Raw genomic sequence first — 16587 nt, forward strand, 5'->3', positions numbered from 1 at the left:
TGCGGATTTGGGAGAACCGCCGCCGGCGCCCGAAGATCACCCCGCGCCGCCGCCTCCCGGAGAATAAACTCCACCGCGCAGCTTCAGCGCCGCGCTGGCGGGGGGCCCGCTGCCTCCGGCAGCTCCCCCGCTTTCGAAGCCTGCCATCGATCCACCGGATCGATGACTTGGCGCGCTTTGCGCGCCAACCGGCTTCTCAATCCCCCATCTTAAGCGCCTGAATAAACGCCTCCTGCGGAATATCCACCTTCCCAAACTGGCGCATCCGCTTCTTGCCTTCTTTCTGCTTGTCCAGCAGCTTGCGCTTTCGCGAGACGTCGCCGCCGTAGCATTTGGCGGTCACGTCCTTGCGCAGCGCCGAGATGGTTTCGCGGGCGATGACCTTGCCGCCGATGGCGGCCTGGATCGGGATCTTGAACAGATGGTTGGGGATCAGCTCTTTCAGCTTCTCGCACATCTGCCTACCGCGCTTTTCCGCCGCCGTGCGGTGCACCAGCATGGAAAGCGCATCCACCGGCTCCTCATTGACCAGGATCGACATCTTCACCAGGTCGCCTTCCCGGTAGTCGGTGAGGTGATAGTCGAAGGAGGCGTAACCCTTGGAGATCGACTTCAGCCGGTCGTAGAAATCGAAGACGACTTCGTTGAGCGGCAGATCGTAGATCAGCATGGCGCGCTTGCCGACATAGGACAGGTCGGCCTGGATGCCGCGCCGGTCCTGGCAGAGTTTCAATATGCCGCCGAGATAGTCGTCGGGCGTCAAAATGGTGGCGCGGATCCACGGCTCCTCGATGGCCGAGATCTTCACCACATCCGGCATGTCGGCCGGGTTGTGCAATTCCTTCATCGAGCCGTCGGTCAGAGCCAGCCGGTAGACGACGCTCGGCGCCGTGGCGATGAGGTCGAGGTTGAACTCGCGCTCCAGCCGCTCCTGGATGATTTCGAGATGCAAGAGGCCAAGGAAGCCGCAGCGATAGCCGAAGCCGAGCGCCGCACTGGTTTCCATTTCAAAAGAGAAGCTGGCGTCGTTGAGGCGCAGCTTGCCGACCGCTGCGCGCAAATCCTCGAAATCGGCGGCGTCGACCGGGAACAGGCCGCAGAACACCACCGGCTGCGCCGGCTTGAAGCCGGGCAGCGCCTTGGCGGTGGTGCGCTTGTCCTCGGTGATGGTGTCGCCGACGCGGGTGTCGGCCACTTCCTTGATCGAGCCGGTGAAGAAGCCGAATTCGCCGGGGCCGAGCTCGTCGACATTGATGCGGGCCGGGGTGAACACGCCGGTGCGCTCGACCAGGTGTTTTGCGCCGGTCCCCATCATGCGGATGGTCTGGCCCTTTTTCAAAACGCCATCGATGACGCGCACCAGCACGATGACGCCGAGATAGGCGTCGTACCAGCTGTCGACCAGCATCGCCTTCAGGGGCGCCGTGGCGTCGCCTTCGCGCGGCGGCGGCAATTGGTGGACGATGGCCTCCAGCACGTCGGGAATGCCGAGACCGGTCTTGGCCGAGATCAGCACGGCGTTGGAGGCGTCGATGCCGATCACCTCCTCGACCTGCTCGCGGATGCGCTCGGGCTCGGCGGCCGGCAGGTCGACCTTGTTCAGCACCACGACGATCTCGTGGTTGTTGTCGATCGCCTGGTAGACATTGGCCAGCGTCTGCGCTTCGACACCCTGGGAGGCGTCGACCACCAGCAGCGAACCCTCGCAGGCGGCCAGCGAACGCGACACTTCATAGGCGAAGTCGACGTGTCCGGGGGTGTCGATCAAATTGAGGATATAGTCCTCGCCATTGTTGGCGCGGTACTTCAGCCGCACCGTCTGCGCCTTGATGGTGATGCCGCGCTCGCGCTCGATGTCCATCGAGTCCAGCACCTGCTCCTTCATGTCGCGCAGCTCCAGCCCGCCGGTCAGCTGGATCAGCCTGTCGGCAAGCGTGGATTTGCCATGGTCGATATGGGCGACGATGGAGAAATTGCGGATGTGGTCGAGGGGCGTGCTCATGGCGCGCGTTTAGCAGGGGTGGCTTGCCCGAGCAAGCGGCAGGCTGCCGCCGCATATGTGGCGCGGCCCGTTGCCTTGCAAGCCGTACAGGCGCTGCCGGAAAAGCAGAGCAGCCGGCTGTCGGGGCAAGCGGTGCGGGCGCTTGTCGCCTTTTCCCCCGGATTCCTCGAAAAATCGATAAATTTTAACCACGCGCGTTAGAGCATAATTTGTGATCGGCATGTTAGCGGGGGGAAATATCTGATGTAAGGACGAAGGCATGCGGGGGCTTGCAGGCAGTTTTATCGAGTCGCGAAGCGGCTCGTTCGCACCGATACTTGTTCTCGCCATGATTCCGCTGATCACCGCGATCGGCTTTTCCGTCGACTACACCTCCGCGGTCCAGACCAGGTCGACCGAGCAGGCGGCGCTCGACGCCGCGATCCTGTCCATCACCACGATGGAGACGACCTCGACGAAGCCGCAGCGCCAGGTGGTGCTCCAGGATACCTACCGAGAAAACGGCGGACAGGGCGCCGCGACCCTGAACAGCTTCGACGTCAGCGCCAACGGCACCGCCACAGCGCGGGCCTCGGCAAGCTACGCCATGCCGACCGTGTTCATGCAGATCGCCCGGATCCCGACGGTGCCGGTCGGTGTCTCGTCGGCGGTGAGCAAGACGCCCGCACTGGTGGAGGCCACATTCAACGTCGATCACGTTTCAGGCTACTGGAACAAGACCATGACCTTGTACGGCCTTCCCTACGGTTGGACCTCCACGACCACACCGACGGCCATGATGAAGGCCAACTATAACTACAAAGCGTATAGTTATTCCTATACGAGCGGGGGTAAGACCTACACGGCTACCGAGCCGAAAGGTTACGGCACGACAACTATTACCACGGGACCAACCAATACGCTGGTTCAGACCCAAGTGTGCACGACAGTAGGATCGGCAACCGATTTCACTGCCACTGCGGGAGTTTACAAAAGCACCGCGGTGGCAAAAAGCGGAAAGACGAGCGCCACCATCTATTTCAAGACGACGTGCGCGACCACGAATACCGCCGGAAACAGCAGTGGCGCAACAGTCAACGTCAGCACGGTGGACAAGCTCTATCTGCAGATGGATGTGCCGTCCGGACCGGTCAACCCGCTCAGGTCGAACAATACAGACACGTCGAACCGGCTCTACCTCGGCGCCGGGTACAGCACCGCGGCACAAAAGGCACTGGACCCTTCCAAATACCTCCCCGTCGAGGTTGCCAGCAACACGGACGTCGACATCTTCAAAGTGGTGCCTTGCAGCCAGACCAGCGACCAGGCATGGGAAGACGGCGGCAACAATCCTCCACTGCCAGACGTCACGAACGCCGACTTCTTCTACAGCGTGACCGGCAAGTGCGACTTCAACAAGCGGCCCTCCAACACGGTGCTGACGCAGTAGACGCTGCCCCAGGCTAAACGCCCTATGGGCTTGTGAGGCTTGGCGATCCTTCACACCCCCCTCTGTCCTGCCGGACATCTCCCCCGCAAGGGGGGAGATTGGCAGCTTCGTCGGCCGCGCTCCTGTTGCGAAGCTAGTGATAGGCGAAAGCCGTGATGAGGGTCGATCTCCCTCCTTGCGGGGGAGATGGCCGGCAGGCCAGAGGGGGGTGCTGTCCCTCCGGCTTTCCCTGCGATCTCCCGAACCTTCATCACAAACCGGTGAACGCTGTAACGAAGCAGCAAGCAGCGGCGAAGTGGGGGTATCAGCGGTGCTTCCAGGCGCCGCCGCCCACGGAGCAAGCCGATGTCCCGCAAGTTCGTCACAGTGTCCAGCCTCTCAGCGCTCGCGCTGGCGGCGTCGCTCGGTGCGGCGGCGGCCCAGCCGCTCACCGTGGTCGAGCTGTTCACCAGCCAGGGCTGCTCGTCCTGCCCGCCGGCCAACGCCAATCTGATCAAGGTCAAGGACCAGCCCGGCGTGCTGGCGCTGTCGTTCAACGTCACCTACTGGGACTATCTCGGCTGGAAGGATATTTTCGGAAAACAGGAATTCACCCGGCGCCAAGTCAGTTACGAGCCGGCGCTCGGCCATGACGGGCCGTTCACGCCGCAAGTGGTGGTCAACGGCCATGCCGATGTCGTCGGCGCCGCACCCGGCGAGATCGAAAAGCTGATCTCGGCGAGCGGCCGGATAAGAGGCCCGGCACTGTCGCTCGATGGCGGCAAGATCAGCATCGGCGCCGGCGCCGCACCTGGCGGCCACGCCGATGTCTGGCTGGTGCGCTATGCCAAGGGCGTCGTCGAGGTGCCGGTGGCGCGCGGCGAAAACACCGGCCGCACCTTGCCGCACGCCAATGTCGTGCATGCGCTCAAAAACCTCGGCAGCTGGACCGGCGCGGCCACGACGTATCCGCTGCCCGCCGCATCCGGCGGCCTGAGCACCGCCGTGCTCGTGCAGTCGCCCGGTGGCGGACCGATCCTGGCTGCCGCGACCGACTAGATCGCGCTTCGGCAAGAGATTGCGCACCGCCGCATGGAGCGGCGCCGCATAGCACGGCCGCCAAGAGGGCGCGCCTTCACGACCAACCCCAAGGAGACCATCATGACCATTTCCCGCCTGACGCTGCCGGCGCTCGCTCTCGCTTTGTGCTCGACGGCGCTGTTTGCCGGCGGCATCGCCCGTGCCGACGACGCGACCAACGCGATGAAGCCGGCTGCAAATGCCATGAAACCGGCCGCGGATGCGATGAAGCCTGCAACCGATGCGATGAAGCCAGGCGATCCGATGGCCACCAATTCCATGAAGCCGGCCGCCGACGCCATGAAGCCGGCAACGGATGCGATGGCGCCGGCCAAGTAAAGGTGGTGCTGTTTCCGGCTTCGGTCCCGCGGGTCCGTATCCGGATGCACGTGAAAGTGAGGCTTCGGCCGCAACTCGCCCGTCGCATGATCGTATCTTATCCAATAGACTCCACATGATGGACGTCACAGGAGCTCAAGCCATGACCGACATTCAAAAACCAGTCACCAGACAATCGTCGAACGTCTTCCGCAGCGCGCTCGCCGCCCTGGCACTTGCCGCAGCGGGCGCCGCCTTCTGGCTGACGCCGGCGGTTTCGGCCGAGGACGCGGTGAAGATCCCGCCGCCGGCAATCGACGAGAAGGCGGCCACCGGCACTGAAAAGGCAATCTTCGCCGGCGGCTGCTTCTGGGGCGTGCAGGGCGTCTTCCAGCACGTCAAGGGCGTCACCAAGGCCGTCTCCGGCTACACCGGCGGCGACAGGGACACCGCCGTCTACGAGACGGTCGGCTCAGGCCGCACCGGGCATGCCGAATCCGTCGAGATCACCTACGATCCGTCTGAGATCACCTATGGCCAGTTGCTGCAGGTGTATTTTTCGGTCGCCCACAACCCGACCCAGCTGAATTTCCAGGGTCCGGACTCCGGCACGCAATACCGCTCGACGATTTTCACCGAAAACGATGCACAGAGGAAGATCGCGCAAAGCTACATCGCCCAGCTCGACCAGGCCAAGGTGTTCCCGGAGCCGATCGTCACCACGCTGGAAACCGGCAAGACCTTCTATCCGGCCGAGAATTACCATCAGGATTTCCTGACGCTGAACCCGACCTATCCCTACATCGTCTACAACGACCTGCCCAAGGTGGCGAACTTGAAGGCACTGTTCCCGACGCTCTACAGCGAAAAGCCCGTGCTGGTGCTGTCGGCGAGCAATTGAGTCGAGCGCGAGAAGCGGGGGCGGGTGTGCGAAGGGCGGCGACGCCCTCCTTTCCGTCGTCATCCTAGGGCGGAGCAAGGAGCGAAGCGACGCAGCGCAGACCCTAGGATCCATGCCGCGACGTTGGGCGTAGAATGCAACGGGGCGGGATGGCTGCCCGGCAGATCGCCAGCTATCTTCGCGCGATGACAGGCTACGTTTACATGACCGCTAGCCAAAAGCGTGGCACGATCTACATCGGTGTCACCAATGACCTCGGCCGCCGCATGCCGGAACACAAATCCGGCCAAGGCGCAGGGTTCACCAGCCGCTACGGCGTGCAGCGGCTGGTCTGGTATGAGGAATTTTTCGACATCACTGATGCCATCCAGCGCGAGAAATCACTGAAGCGCTGGCCTCGCCAATGGAAGATCGACCTGATCGAAAAAGCGAATCCGGAGTGGTTCAAGCTTTTTCGCGGGACGGGGTGGTAGGCGCACCGTTTCTTGCACCGTCGGATCACTGCACCACCGTTACGGCATGGATCCTAGGGTCTGCGCTGCGTCGCTTCGCTCCTTGCTCCGCCCTAGGATGACAAGGCACGGTAGCCGCTGCCACCTTCACCCCCACTGACCCACCTCAATCATAAGTCAAATCCGTCGCCTTGCCGCCGAACACCCGGTAGGCATAGAACGAATAGAAGATGATGACCGGCAGCACGACCACGGTGCCGGCCAGAATGATGGCCAGGCTCTCCGGCGCGGAAGCCGCCTGCCAGATGGTCAGGCGATCCGGCACCACGAACGGGTAGAACGACCAGGCGAGGCCGGCAAAGCCGAGCGCGAAGATGGCGGCCAGCGTCAGGAACGGCATCAACGAATGGCGGTCGTCGGGCTTCGGCAGATGGAAGGTCTGCCGCCACAGCCACAGGAACAAAAGCGCCGACAGGATCGGCAGCGGCGACAGATAAAGCATTTCCGGCCAGACGAACCATTTGTCGAAGATACGCGGGCTGGCGAAGGGCGTCGCCAGCGACACCGCCGCCATGCCGAGCGCGGTCAGCACCAGCGCGGTGCGCAGCCAGCGCACGGCCTTCCTCTGCAACTCGCCTTCAGTCTTGTAGATCACCCAGGCGGCGCCCATCGCCGCATAGGCCGCGGCAAGGCAGAACGCCACCAGCACGCCGAACGCCACGCCGCCGAGGCCGACATCGAGGCCCAGCACATAGACGCCCAGCATATAGCCCTGCGCCAGCGATGCGATGATGGAGCCGAGGAAGAAAATACGGTTCCAGCGGTGCTTGCGCTCGGTCGGCACCTTGGCGCGGAAATCGAAGGCGACGCCGCGCAGGATCAGCCCGAGCAAAAGCACGAAGACCGGAATGTAGAGCGCGGTCAGGATGACGCCGTGCGCCAGCGGGAAGGCGACCAGCAACAGGCCGACGGCCAGCACCAGCCAGGTCTCGTTGGCGTCCCAGAACGGGCCGATGGCAGCGATCATCGTGTCCTGTTCGGCGTCTTCAGCGGCGGCAAACAGGATGCCGATGCCGAGATCGAAACCGTCGAGAATGACGTAGATCAGGATGGCGAGGCCCATCAGGCCGGCGAAGATCAAGGGGAGCGCGGTTGGCCAGTCGAAGCTCATTTTCTTCTCCTACTCGCCAGCCGCCGGCTGCGACATGGCGGCGTTCATGACGCCCGGCAGCGGCGATGAATCGCCGTCCTTCGCCGCCTTCAGCGCCAGGTGCACCAGCACGCCGAGATAGGCGATCAGCAACAGCACATAGAGAACGAGGTATATGGCGAGCGTCAGCGCGACATGGCTGCCGGCCACCGGGCCGACCGCGTCGGCGGTCCTCAGCACGCCGGTCACCAGCCAGGGCTGGCGGCCGATCTCGGTGGTGTACCAGCCGGCCAGCGTCGCCAGCCAGCCCGACAGCGCCATCGGCACCATCAGCATGGCCAGCGGCTTAGGCAGGCTGTGCCGGCGCTTGAGGAAGAAGGCCGCCGACCATGAGACGAGCAGCATCAATATGCCCGTGCCGACCATGATGCGGAAACCCCAGAACACCGGAAAGACCGGCGGATGATTGCCGGGATAGTCGTTCAACCCCGGCACCACGCCGCTGGTCGAGTGCCGCAGCACCAGGCTGGCCCCATTGGGAATGGCGATCTCGAATTTGTTCTCCCTGGCTGCCTCGTCGGGCAGCGCGAAGAGCACCAGCGGCACGTTGGGGCCGGTGTTCCAGTTGGCCTCCATGGCGGCGATCTTCTGCGGCTGATGCTCCAGCGTGTTCAGCCCATGCTGGTCGCCGGCGAAGATCTGGATCGGGATCAGGGTCGCCGCCGTGAAGACGCCGGTGCGCAGCGCCTTCCACATCGATTCCGAGCGGTCGCCGGTGAGATAGCGCAGCGCCGACAGGCCAGCGATCAGGAACGACACCGTCAGCCCCGACGCCAGCAGCATGTGGGTCAGCCTGTAAGGCATTGACGGGTTGAAGATGATTGCCCACCAGTCGACCGCATGCGCCACGCCGTCGCGCATCTCGAAGCCGGCCGGCGTCTGCATCCAGGAATTGAGCGCGATGATCCAGAATGCCGAGACGGTGGTGCCGCCGGCGACCAGCACCGTCGCCAGCGTGTGGATGCGGTTGGAGACGCGGCGGAAGCCGAACAGCATGATGCCGAGGAAGGCCGCTTCGAGGAAGAAGGCGGTGAGGATTTCGTAGGCCAGCAGCGGCCCGGCGATGTTGCCGACCTTTTCCATGTAGCCCGGCCAGTTGGTGCCGAACTGGAAGCTCATGGTGACGCCCGAAACCACGCCCATGGCAAAGGACAGCGCGAAAACCTTCACCCAGGTGAAATAGGCGCGCATCCAAGCGGAATCGTTGGTCGCGTTGTAGCGCAGCTTGAAGAACAGCAGCACCCAACCCAGCGCAATGGTGATCGTCGGAAATAGAATATGGAATGAAATATTCGTGCCGAACTGGATACGCGAAAGTATGAGCGGGTCCATGATGGGCTCCGGCTGCTGCAAATACTCGCGAAGGATAGGCCCGAAGCGAGTTCACGTCAAAGCGGCGTCCTGCCGCGAGGCTGAACGCCACAGGACAATTTTGCCGGTTGCGTGCCGCGCAACTCCGGGCCTGTGCGCCGCACCTGCAACGGCCGGCCGGCACGATTGTCGAGAACTGTCAGCAGGGCATTGACTTGCGGTTGCAAGCACCGACATTCGTCCTATATCAGGGGACCTCTTTCAAGCAGCCGTTTTCATCCATGCCTTCCATCCTGTCCATTTCCGGGGTCTCCAAGACCTACGCAACCGGTTTCACCGCGCTCAAGGAAGTCAATCTCGACATTCAGCGCGGCGAGATCTTCGCGCTGCTTGGACCCAATGGCGCCGGCAAGACGACGCTGATCTCGATCGTCTGCGGCATCGTCAACCGTTCGTCGGGCACGGTCACCGTCGACGGCCACGACATCAACAAGGATTATCGCGCCGCGCGCGGTCTGATCGGGCTGGTGCCGCAGGAACTGACCATCGACGCCTTCGAGAGCGTCTGGGCGACGGTCAATTACAGCCGTGGCCTGTTCGGCAAGCCGGCCAACCCCGGCTTTGTCGAGAAGGTGCTGCGCGACCTGTCGCTGTGGGACAAGAAGGACGCCAAGGCGATCACCTTGTCGGGCGGCATGAAGCGCCGGCTGATGATCGCCAAGGCGCTGTCGCATGAGCCGCGCATCCTATTCCTCGACGAGCCGACCGCCGGCGTCGACGTCGAGCTGCGCCAGGACATGTGGGCGATGGTGCGCCGGCTGCGCGAGGACGGCGTCACCATCATCCTCACCACGCACTATATCGAGGAAGCCGAGGCGATGGCCGACCGCGTCGGCGTCATCAATCGCGGCGAGATCATCCTGGTCGAGAACAAGGCCGAACTGATGCGCAAGCTCGGCCGCAAGCGGCTGGTGCTGGAACTGCGCAATCCGCTGACGGCCATTCCCGAGGCGCTCTCGCGCTATGCGCTGGAATTGTCGCCCGATGGCGGGCAGCTGACCTACACCTATGACAATCAGGCCGAGAGGCCCGGCGTCGCCTCGTTGATGCGCGACCTCGAGGCCGGCGGCATCCAGTTCCGCGATATCGACACGCAAAACTCTTCGCTCGAGGAGATCTTCGTCAATCTGGTGAGGAGGGAGCCATGAACCTGCGCGCCGCCATGAATCTTCGCGCAGTATGGGCGATCTACCGGATGGAAATGGCGCGTGCTTTCCGCACCGTGCTGCAGAGCATCGTCTCGCCGGTCATCTCGACATCGCTGTATTTCGTCGTCTTCGGCTCGGCCATCGGCTCGCGCATCACCGAGATCGACGGCATCAGCTACGGCGCCTTCATCGTGCCGGGTCTGATCATGCTGTCGCTGTTGACGCAGTCGATCTCCAACGCCTCCTTTGCCATCTATTTCCCGAAATTCGTCGGCTCGATCTACGAGCTTCTGTCGGCGCCGGTCTCCTATCTGGAGATCGTCATCGCCTATGTCGGCGGCGCCGCGACCAAGTCGATCATCCTCGGCCTGATCATCCTGGCCACCGCCTCGCTGTTCGTACCGCTGACCATCCTGCATCCGTTCTGGATGCTCGCCTTCCTGGTGCTGACGGCGGTGACCTTTAGCCTGTTCGGCTTCATCATCGGCATCTGGGCGAAGAGTTTCGAGCAGCTGCAGCTGGTGCCGCTGTTGATCATCACGCCGCTGACCTTCCTCGGCGGCAGCTTCTATTCGATCAACATGCTGCCCGAGATCTGGCGCACGGTGACGCTGTTCAACCCGGTCGTCTATTTGATCAGCGGCTTCCGCTGGAGCTTCTACGGCAAATCCGACGTTTCGGTCGGCGTCAGCCTCGGCATGACGGTCGTCTTCCTGCTGGTCTGCATAAGCATCGTCGCCTGGATCTTCAGGACCGGTTATCGGCTGAGGAATTGAGCGGCGAAAGTACAGGTCTGTTGAGATTCAGGTCAGGCCGAGACGAAAATGGTGGATTCCGAGAACCGGAGCGGAGCGTACTTTACGTACGTGAGCACCGGAAGCGCAGGAAGCCGCCATTTGCAGGCCGGCATCACCTGAATATCAGCAGACCTAGATCGCCTTGACCAGCCGCAGCAGCCCCAGCATCTCGACATACGTTCCCTTGCGGAAGGCGATATAGACCGGCTCTTCGACGCCGTGGAAGCGGCGCTTGAAGGCCGCCTGGCCCTGCAGGTTGAACCTGCGGCGGTTGACCCAGGGCGAAGAATAGGCGCGCTGGAAGGCATTGCGCCAGAAATCGCTTTCGGCAAATCCGCTCGGACCCACATTGACGAGCGGCGACAGGCCGAGCGTGACCACCGAGATGCCCTCTTCGCGAAAACGGTCGACGGCGAATTTGGTCAGGCCGACCTCGGCATGCGGTGAAGCGTCGAGATGCTTGCGCTTGAAGGCGGTGGTGTAGCCGATGACCTTGCCGTCGGCAAACAACGGGTCGAAGTCGAGCAAAGCGACCAGTTCGCCATCGGGACCGTGCAGGACGAAACGGCGCATGTCGGTGCCGAGATGGTCGGCGAAATGGCGGTTGAGAAAGCCCATCTCCCAGCGCTTGACGATGCGGTCGCCGCGCCAGTTTTCCGAAAGCCGGGCGATCTCGTCGAGGTAGATGGTGCGCTTGTCCTCTTCGAACGAAAAGCCTTTCTTCAGCAGCCAGCGCTCGGAGTAGCGCACGGTCTCGTTGCGCTTCCCGGAAAAATCATGCTCGGGCAGGGCGAGGCGGGTGTCGATGCCGAGGCGATTGACCTTGTAGCCAAGGCCGGCCAGCACGCGTGCGGTGTCCTCGCCCACCTGCACGAACCATGGGCTGCCGGCGGTCTCGACGAAGCGCTTGATGTAATCGGCCCGACGCGCCGGAGCCGCCACCGGGTCGCCGAGCGCGAAATGGTGCTTCATCTTGGTACCGAAGGCGATGTAGCCGTCGGCGTCGCCGAAATAGGAAAGCTTGCCTTGCACGGCGGTGGAATAGGCGAGCGAGAAGTCGCCATAGCGGCGCACCAGTGCCAGGCGTTCGACATGGGTCAGCGCCTGCCGCTCGACCTCGGGCGCGGCAGCCTCAAGGATCTTGTCGAAATGGAACCGCAAGGAGGGCATGGTCGAGATTCCGCGTGCCGCCTACAGCGCCGGCCGTCCAGGACGCGCCAAGGTGCTGTAACACTTTGATTCTGCGCATGACTCGAAAATCGGACTCGATTTCGGACATGCGCGTGGGGGATAACCGAGACCCGCCAGCCACCCAAGGCCTCGAATCAATCACATTGCCGCGACCTGATTACCGTTGATATCGCGCATATGCCATATAGAGCGCAACCGCGGCCCGGCGTGTGGCTCTAAATCGCATCGCTCGAAATTCGGCCGCGGTTTGCTGCAGGGATCCTGCGCGCGATCAAACGGTTACAGCGTCCTGCGAGCCTTGCGGCGGGACGTCCAATGGGATTCGAGTGAATGACGGATACGACAATCAGATCGGTTGCGGATCTGCCGGCCATGGTCGAGCCGGCAATCGTCGTCGGCGCCGGTGCTGCTGGGCTGGCCGCCGCGCATGCCTTGATGAACGCCGGCGTGCCGACGGCGATCCTGGAAAAGGAAAGCCGGCTGGCCGAGCCCTGGCACCGGCGCCACCAGCAATTGCATCTCAACACCCATCGCGATCTTTCTTCGCTGCCTGGTCTCGCCTTTCCCCCTGGCACGCCCGCCTTTCCGCAAAGGATGGTCGTCATCCGCCACATGAACGATTTCCAGAAGGAGAACCGGCTGCCGGTGCAGTTTGGCGTCGCGGTCGAAGAGATCACCTTCAAGGGCGATCACTGGGCATTGCGCACCAGCGCCGGACTGCGCTTCGCCCGCAATGTCGTCATCGCCACCGGCCGCGACAGGCAGCCATTCACCCCCGAATGGAAAGGCATGAAGGATTTCGTCGGGCGCATCATCCATTCGGCGGATTTCGGTGACGCGCAAGCCTATGCGGGCCAAAGAGTGCTGGTCGTCGGCGCCGGCAATTCGGGTTTCGACGCGCTCAATCATCTGGCCGGCATAGACACGGCCGCCATCTGGCTGTCGGCCCGCAGCGGCCCCGCTTTGCTGCCCAAGCGGATTGCCAAGATCGCCGTGCATAGGCTTTCGCCGTTCATGGCGCGCCTGCCTTTGCGGATCGCCGATGCCGTGATGGCGGCAACGCAGCGGCTGGTTTTCGGCGACCTGACCAAATTCGGCCTGCCGCCCGCGCCTGCGGGCGGCGCCAGCCGCCTGACCTCGGACTATACCGCGATCGCCGCCGATGACGGCGCCGTCGGCGCCATCAAGGCCGGCAAGATCACCGTCGTGCCGGGCATACGGGAATTCACCCGCGATGGCGTGATCCTGGCCAATGGCAGCCTGATCTATCCCGACATCGTCATTGCCGCGACAGGCTACCGCACCGGGCTGGAGCCCATGGTCGGCAAGCTCGGCGTGCTCGACGCCAAGGGCGTTCCGCTCTTCAACGGTGGCCAAGCCGATCCAAAATTGCCCGGTCTGTGGTTCACCGGCATGCGGCCAAGCATTCGCGGCTGCTTCGCCAATGCCGGCATCCTGGCCAAGGCGATCGCCAAACGAATTGCAAGGTCGGCCCCGCACCAATCCAGCGCATCACGCTGATTTCGGTTCCAGCCGCCGGAAACCGACGGCTTCCATCAGCATGTCTTCTTCCACCATGCCGGCATTGTGCAGGGCGAGCAGGTTAAGCGCGATTTCCCGCGCGTCGGCGGAATCGGGATGTGCCTCGCGCCGCCGGCAGGCCTCGTCGAACACGCGCTGCAGCTTGGCGATATCGGCTGGCTTGAGCAAGCCACGGTCATAGACAGACTTCGACATGGCGATCTCCTGATAAAGACCTAGAGCGCCACGTTTAAATTGCCAATCTTTCCCGAGGCTTGACCGACTTCCCCCGTCGCCTCGTCATCCTGGGGCGGAGCAAGGAGCGAAGCGACGCGGCGCAGACCTCTGGAGCTGCTCCGCAGCCCAAGGGATACATGCCGCGGCTTCAAGGCGCAGCAGCGGCGCAAATTCTGCTCCGCTGCTGCCCATGCGAGTGGGCAATCAGACCGCGATCTTGCCGCCGCCTTGTCTGGTGATGGCGACCACCGACGGCCGCACCGGCATGTCGGGCTTGAAGTCGGGCCAGCGCGTCGACAGGTCCTCATAGTAAGAGGGGCGCCCGAACGCTTCCCAGTCCTCTCCGCCGTCGCCCGGATGCTGGACGGCGACGAAGGCGGTCTGGTCGTCGGGCGCAAACAGCGGACCGCACATCTCGGCGCCGATCGGCACGCGGAAGAACAGTTTCGAGGTCGCCCGCGCCGCCCCCTCGGTGTCCACTGCCCACAGGCCATCGGTGCGGCCGGTGGCCTTCGGCCCCTGTCCGTCGGTCGCGACCCAGAGACGCCCGGCCGAATCGACCGCGCAATTGTCGGGCATGCCGAACCAGCCATTGGCCGTCGTTGCCGTCGAGAAGGTGGCGCCGACATCGGCGACCGCCGGATCGCCGCATTTCAGCAGCACTTCCCACTTGCCCTTGGCGGCGGTGAAATCGCCGCGGTCCTCGGCGATTTCGATGATGTGGCCGAAGGCGTTTTCGGCGCGCGGGTTGGCAGCGTCGACCTGGTCGGCCTTGCGCTTCGAATTGTTGGTCAGCATGACATAGACCTTGCCGTTGACGCCATTGGGCTGGACGTCTTCCGGGCGGTCCATCTTGGTGGCGCCGAGCAGGTCGGCGGCGCGGCGCGTCTCGATCAGCACGTCGGCCTGGCCGGCAAAACCGTTTTCAGCAGTCAGCGGCCCCTGGCCGAAGACGATCGGCAGCCATTCGACCGTGCCATCTTCGGCGAACCTGGCGACATGCAGCGTGCCATCGTCGAGCAGGTCCTTGTTGGCGGCACGGTCGTTCGGATTGAACGCGGCCCTGGTCACGAACTTGTAGACATAGTCGAAGCGCTCGTCGTCACCGAGATAGAAGACGACGCGGCCGTCCTTGGCGACGATCGATTCGGCGCCCTCATGCTTGAAGCGGCCCATGGCGGTGCGCTTCCTCGGCGTCGAGGTCGGGTCGTTGACATCGACCTCGACGATCCAGCCAAAGCGGTTGGCTTCGTTGGGTTCCTTGGCGAGGTCGAAACGCTCGTAATGCGCCGCCCATTCATAGGCGCCTTCGGGAATGCCGAGACGCTTGTAGTTCGCGGCTTCCTTGTGGCCTTCCGGCAGCTCGCCGGAAAAATAGCCATGGATGTTCTCCTCGGCCATCACATAGGTGCCCCAGGGCGTGACGCCGCCGGCGCAATTGTTGAACGTGCCGAACACCTTGGTGCCGGACGGATCGGCATTGGTCTTGACGCGGTCATGGCCGGCAACCGGGCCGGACAGCGCCATTTCGGTGTTGGAGGTGATGCGGCGGTTGAGCTTGCCGTCGCGCACCACCTGCCATTTGCCACCGTCCTTGCGGATCTCGACGATGGTGCCGCCATGGGCGGCCATCTCGACATCGACCTGCTCCTTCGAAAGGGGTGCGACTTCTGCCGACTTCTTGCCGTCCTTTTCGACGATCTTCACGATGCCCGGGAACATCAGATGCGGATTGGTGTATTCGTGGTTGACCACCAGCAGGCCATGTTCGGCCGAGCCGTCGATCGGGATGTAGCCGACATAGTCATTGTTGTAGCCGAACTGTTTGGCCTGGGCCTCGGCCGACTGTTTCGTCGGGTCGAACTCCGGCGAATCGGCAAATAGCGGATCGCCCCAGCGCAGCAGGACATCGGCATCGTAACCCGACGCGACATGGTGCTTGTCGTCGGTGCCGGCCTCGAGTTCGTCGAACGCGAAGGCCGAGCCTCCCGCGGCCCTGGCCTCGTCGGCGCTGATCAGCGCCAGCGGGCTGACGGTGGCGGCGATGGCCGAGACGGCCAGCGAGCCCTTGAGGAAGCCGCGGCGCGAGAACCGCGCGGCGATGATCTCGCCCATGGTGCGGTTGTCGGAGGCGTTGATCGCCGGGCCGTCGTTTTCCTCGAGCAGGCTGGTGCGGAATCGGGTGTCGGGGGAGCGAAGGTCAGTCATCGTGGCTTGCCTCTGGCTGTCGGGTGGCTGGAGCGTGGGGTACCTGTTGACCCCCTTATAATCGCCGGGTCACATTTTCGTGACATCGGGAGACGTTTCAGACGCGACAGGCATTGCGCGCAGCGCTGGCTCAGCATTCCCGAAGGCCGTGAGCTGCTCCGGAATCGTCTTTTCGAGAGGAAGGAGACCTTCGGCGGCATGTTTCGCGCGCATCTTACAACGGCGCATGACGTCAGTCGTTGCCAACGGATCAACGGACAAAGCCGGCTCGACAAGTCACCTCCGCCGCCCCCGGCGGAGGTGACTTGATGTTCGGCGTCTGCCGTCGTCAGGCGTCGGGAAAGCGAGTCTCCCGTTTAGCGATGGCGGTCGCGGCGCCGTTCATGCAAAGCTAATGTAGCATAGGCTTGGGACCTTAGTCCAATCTTGCGCTTGCAAAGGTCCTAGTTGACAACCGCAACGGTCGGAGGTCGCTTCCGGGCGCCGCGTCTTTCGGCAATGTTGTTGCACTGCAACGTTGGGTGGGGCGCGCCGGGCTCAGTCGTCGGAGATCAAAATGCACAGATTGGTCACGACCCGTTGTTGCCGGCTGGCGCTCAAATCGGCAGCGGCGCTGGCGTTGACGATTGCTCCCTACCAAATTGTCCTGGACGGCTCCGTTTCCGGCATCCAGACCGCCAGCGCATACGCCGGCAAAGGTGGCGGCGGCAACGGTGGTGGTGGGGGCGGAGGCAACAGTGGGG

At 63.3% G+C, this 16587-nt stretch carries 14 protein-coding genes and 1 pseudogene; 9 read left to right on the plus strand and 6 right to left on the minus strand.

The genetic code is table 11. The annotated features are described in order from the left end of the window. Nucleotides 1–196: 196 nt before the first annotated feature. Nucleotides 197–2002: a translation elongation factor 4 gene (gene lepA / locus EOA19_RS29855; RefSeq protein ID WP_128305633.1), complete on the minus strand. Its 1806-nt coding sequence runs from the start codon at nt 2000–2002 to the stop codon at nt 197–199. A 259-nt stretch (nt 2003–2261) separates the two neighbouring features. Between lepA and EOA19_RS29860 the strand changes: the two genes are divergently transcribed. The 5 genes from EOA19_RS29860 to EOA19_RS29885 all read left to right on the plus strand — a co-directional run bounded on the left by EOA19_RS29860 (nt 2262) and on the right by EOA19_RS29885 (nt 6182). After that, nucleotides 2262–3431 (plus strand): TadE/TadG family type IV pilus assembly protein, encoded by a 1170-nt coding sequence (locus EOA19_RS29860; RefSeq protein ID WP_128305634.1) that lies wholly within the window; start codon nt 2262–2264, stop codon nt 3429–3431. A gap of 345 nt (nt 3432–3776) precedes the next feature. After that, on the plus strand, nt 3777–4469 hold the full coding sequence (locus tag EOA19_RS29870; protein ID WP_128305635.1) for a DUF1223 domain-containing protein: 693 nt from the start codon (nt 3777–3779) through the stop codon (nt 4467–4469). A gap of 102 nt (nt 4470–4571) precedes the next feature. After that, nucleotides 4572–4829: a hypothetical protein gene (locus tag EOA19_RS29875; RefSeq protein ID WP_128305636.1), complete on the plus strand. Its 258-nt coding sequence runs from the start codon at nt 4572–4574 to the stop codon at nt 4827–4829. 142 nt (nt 4830–4971) lie between these two features. After that, nucleotides 4972–5709, plus strand: coding sequence for a peptide-methionine (S)-S-oxide reductase MsrA (gene msrA, locus EOA19_RS29880; protein WP_023813457.1), 738 nt, complete (start codon nt 4972–4974; stop codon nt 5707–5709). 185 nt (nt 5710–5894) lie between these two features. After that, nucleotides 5895–6182, plus strand: a complete 288-nt coding sequence (locus tag EOA19_RS29885; RefSeq protein WP_031213667.1) for a GIY-YIG nuclease family protein — start codon at nt 5895–5897, stop codon at nt 6180–6182. A 145-nt stretch (nt 6183–6327) separates the two neighbouring features. Here the strand turns inward: EOA19_RS29885 and EOA19_RS29890 are convergent, their stop codons facing one another. Together EOA19_RS29890 and EOA19_RS29895 are read right to left on the minus strand one after the other, a co-directional pair. Next, entirely contained in the window at nt 6328–7332 is a 1005-nt protein-coding gene (locus EOA19_RS29890; RefSeq protein WP_128305637.1) for a cytochrome d ubiquinol oxidase subunit II, read from the minus strand. Between the two features lie 9 nt (nt 7333–7341). Next, nucleotides 7342–8703 carry a cytochrome ubiquinol oxidase subunit I gene (locus EOA19_RS29895; RefSeq protein ID WP_128305638.1) on the minus strand — a complete coding sequence of 454 codons (1362 nt, stop codon included), beginning with the start codon at nt 8701–8703 and terminating at the stop codon, nt 7342–7344. 260 nt (nt 8704–8963) lie between these two features. On the opposite strand from EOA19_RS29895, the gene EOA19_RS29900 reads away from it, so the two are divergent. Beyond that, the gene (locus EOA19_RS29900) at nt 8964–9890 is read left to right on the plus strand and encodes an ABC transporter ATP-binding protein (RefSeq protein ID WP_127268578.1); all 927 of its coding nucleotides are present in this window, start codon (nt 8964–8966) and stop codon (nt 9888–9890) included. Nucleotides 9891–9904: 14 nt separating this feature from the next. Continuing rightward, complete coding sequence (locus EOA19_RS29905; RefSeq protein ID WP_128305642.1) at nt 9905–10666, plus strand: ABC transporter permease; 762 nt, start codon at nt 9905–9907, stop codon at nt 10664–10666. 153 nt (nt 10667–10819) lie between these two features. Here the strand turns inward: EOA19_RS29905 and EOA19_RS29910 are convergent, their stop codons facing one another. Beyond that, nucleotides 10820–11857: a phosphatidylglycerol lysyltransferase domain-containing protein gene (locus tag EOA19_RS29910; RefSeq protein ID WP_128305639.1), complete on the minus strand. Its 1038-nt coding sequence runs from the start codon at nt 11855–11857 to the stop codon at nt 10820–10822. Between the two features lie 351 nt (nt 11858–12208). On the opposite strand from EOA19_RS29910, the gene EOA19_RS29915 reads away from it, so the two are divergent. After that, entirely contained in the window at nt 12209–13399 is a 1191-nt protein-coding gene (locus EOA19_RS29915; RefSeq protein ID WP_128305640.1) for an NAD(P)/FAD-dependent oxidoreductase, read from the plus strand. Here the strand turns inward: EOA19_RS29915 and EOA19_RS29920 are convergent. Both EOA19_RS29920 and EOA19_RS29925 read right to left on the minus strand, forming a co-directional pair. Further along, nucleotides 13391–13615, minus strand: a complete 225-nt coding sequence (locus tag EOA19_RS29920; RefSeq protein ID WP_013528677.1) for a hypothetical protein — start codon at nt 13613–13615, stop codon at nt 13391–13393. The genes EOA19_RS29915 and EOA19_RS29920 overlap by 9 nt on opposite strands. 225 nt (nt 13616–13840) lie before the next feature. Further along, nucleotides 13841–15844 carry a PhoX family phosphatase gene (locus tag EOA19_RS29925; RefSeq protein WP_128305641.1) on the minus strand — a complete coding sequence of 668 codons (2004 nt, stop codon included), beginning with the start codon at nt 15842–15844 and terminating at the stop codon, nt 13841–13843. Nucleotides 15845–16400: 556 nt separating this feature from the next. Between EOA19_RS29925 and EOA19_RS35700 the strand changes: the two are divergent. Then, nucleotides 16401–16587, plus strand: a pseudogene (locus EOA19_RS35700) (hypothetical protein); the annotation flags it as partial.

Origin of the sequence: Mesorhizobium sp. M7A.F.Ca.US.010.02.1.1 (genome assembly GCF_004023085.1) — a bacterium.
GTDB lineage: Bacteria > Pseudomonadota > Alphaproteobacteria > Rhizobiales > Rhizobiaceae > Mesorhizobium.

What these genes read in the sequence shown, in the direction of transcription:
- EOA19_RS29905 (WP_128305642.1), top strand. Translation starts at nt 9,905, where the DNA reads ATGAATCTTCGCGCAGTATGGGCGATCTACCGGATGGAAATGGCGCGT.
- msrA (WP_023813457.1), top strand. Translation starts at nt 4,972, where the DNA reads ATGACCGACATTCAAAAACCAGTCACCAGACAATCGTCGAACGTCTTC.
- EOA19_RS29875 (WP_128305636.1), top strand. Translation starts at nt 4,572, where the DNA reads ATGACCATTTCCCGCCTGACGCTGCCGGCGCTCGCTCTCGCTTTGTGC.
- EOA19_RS29860 (WP_128305634.1), top strand. Translation starts at nt 2,262, where the DNA reads ATGCGGGGGCTTGCAGGCAGTTTTATCGAGTCGCGAAGCGGCTCGTTC.
- EOA19_RS29920 (WP_013528677.1), bottom strand. Translation starts at nt 13,615, where the DNA reads ATGTCGAAGTCTGTCTATGACCGTGGCTTGCTCAAGCCAGCCGATATC.
- EOA19_RS29870 (WP_128305635.1), top strand. Translation starts at nt 3,777, where the DNA reads ATGTCCCGCAAGTTCGTCACAGTGTCCAGCCTCTCAGCGCTCGCGCTG.
- EOA19_RS29895 (WP_128305638.1), bottom strand. Translation starts at nt 8,703, where the DNA reads ATGGACCCGCTCATACTTTCGCGTATCCAGTTCGGCACGAATATTTCA.
- EOA19_RS29925 (WP_128305641.1), bottom strand. Translation starts at nt 15,844, where the DNA reads ATGACTGACCTTCGCTCCCCCGACACCCGATTCCGCACCAGCCTGCTC.
- lepA (WP_128305633.1), bottom strand. Translation starts at nt 2,002, where the DNA reads ATGAGCACGCCCCTCGACCACATCCGCAATTTCTCCATCGTCGCCCAT.
- EOA19_RS29900 (WP_127268578.1), top strand. Translation starts at nt 8,964, where the DNA reads ATGCCTTCCATCCTGTCCATTTCCGGGGTCTCCAAGACCTACGCAACC.
- EOA19_RS29890 (WP_128305637.1), bottom strand. Translation starts at nt 7,332, where the DNA reads ATGAGCTTCGACTGGCCAACCGCGCTCCCCTTGATCTTCGCCGGCCTG.
- EOA19_RS29910 (WP_128305639.1), bottom strand. Translation starts at nt 11,857, where the DNA reads ATGCCCTCCTTGCGGTTCCATTTCGACAAGATCCTTGAGGCTGCCGCG.
- EOA19_RS29885 (WP_031213667.1), top strand. Translation starts at nt 5,895, where the DNA reads ATGACAGGCTACGTTTACATGACCGCTAGCCAAAAGCGTGGCACGATC.
- EOA19_RS29915 (WP_128305640.1), top strand. Translation starts at nt 12,209, where the DNA reads ATGACGGATACGACAATCAGATCGGTTGCGGATCTGCCGGCCATGGTC.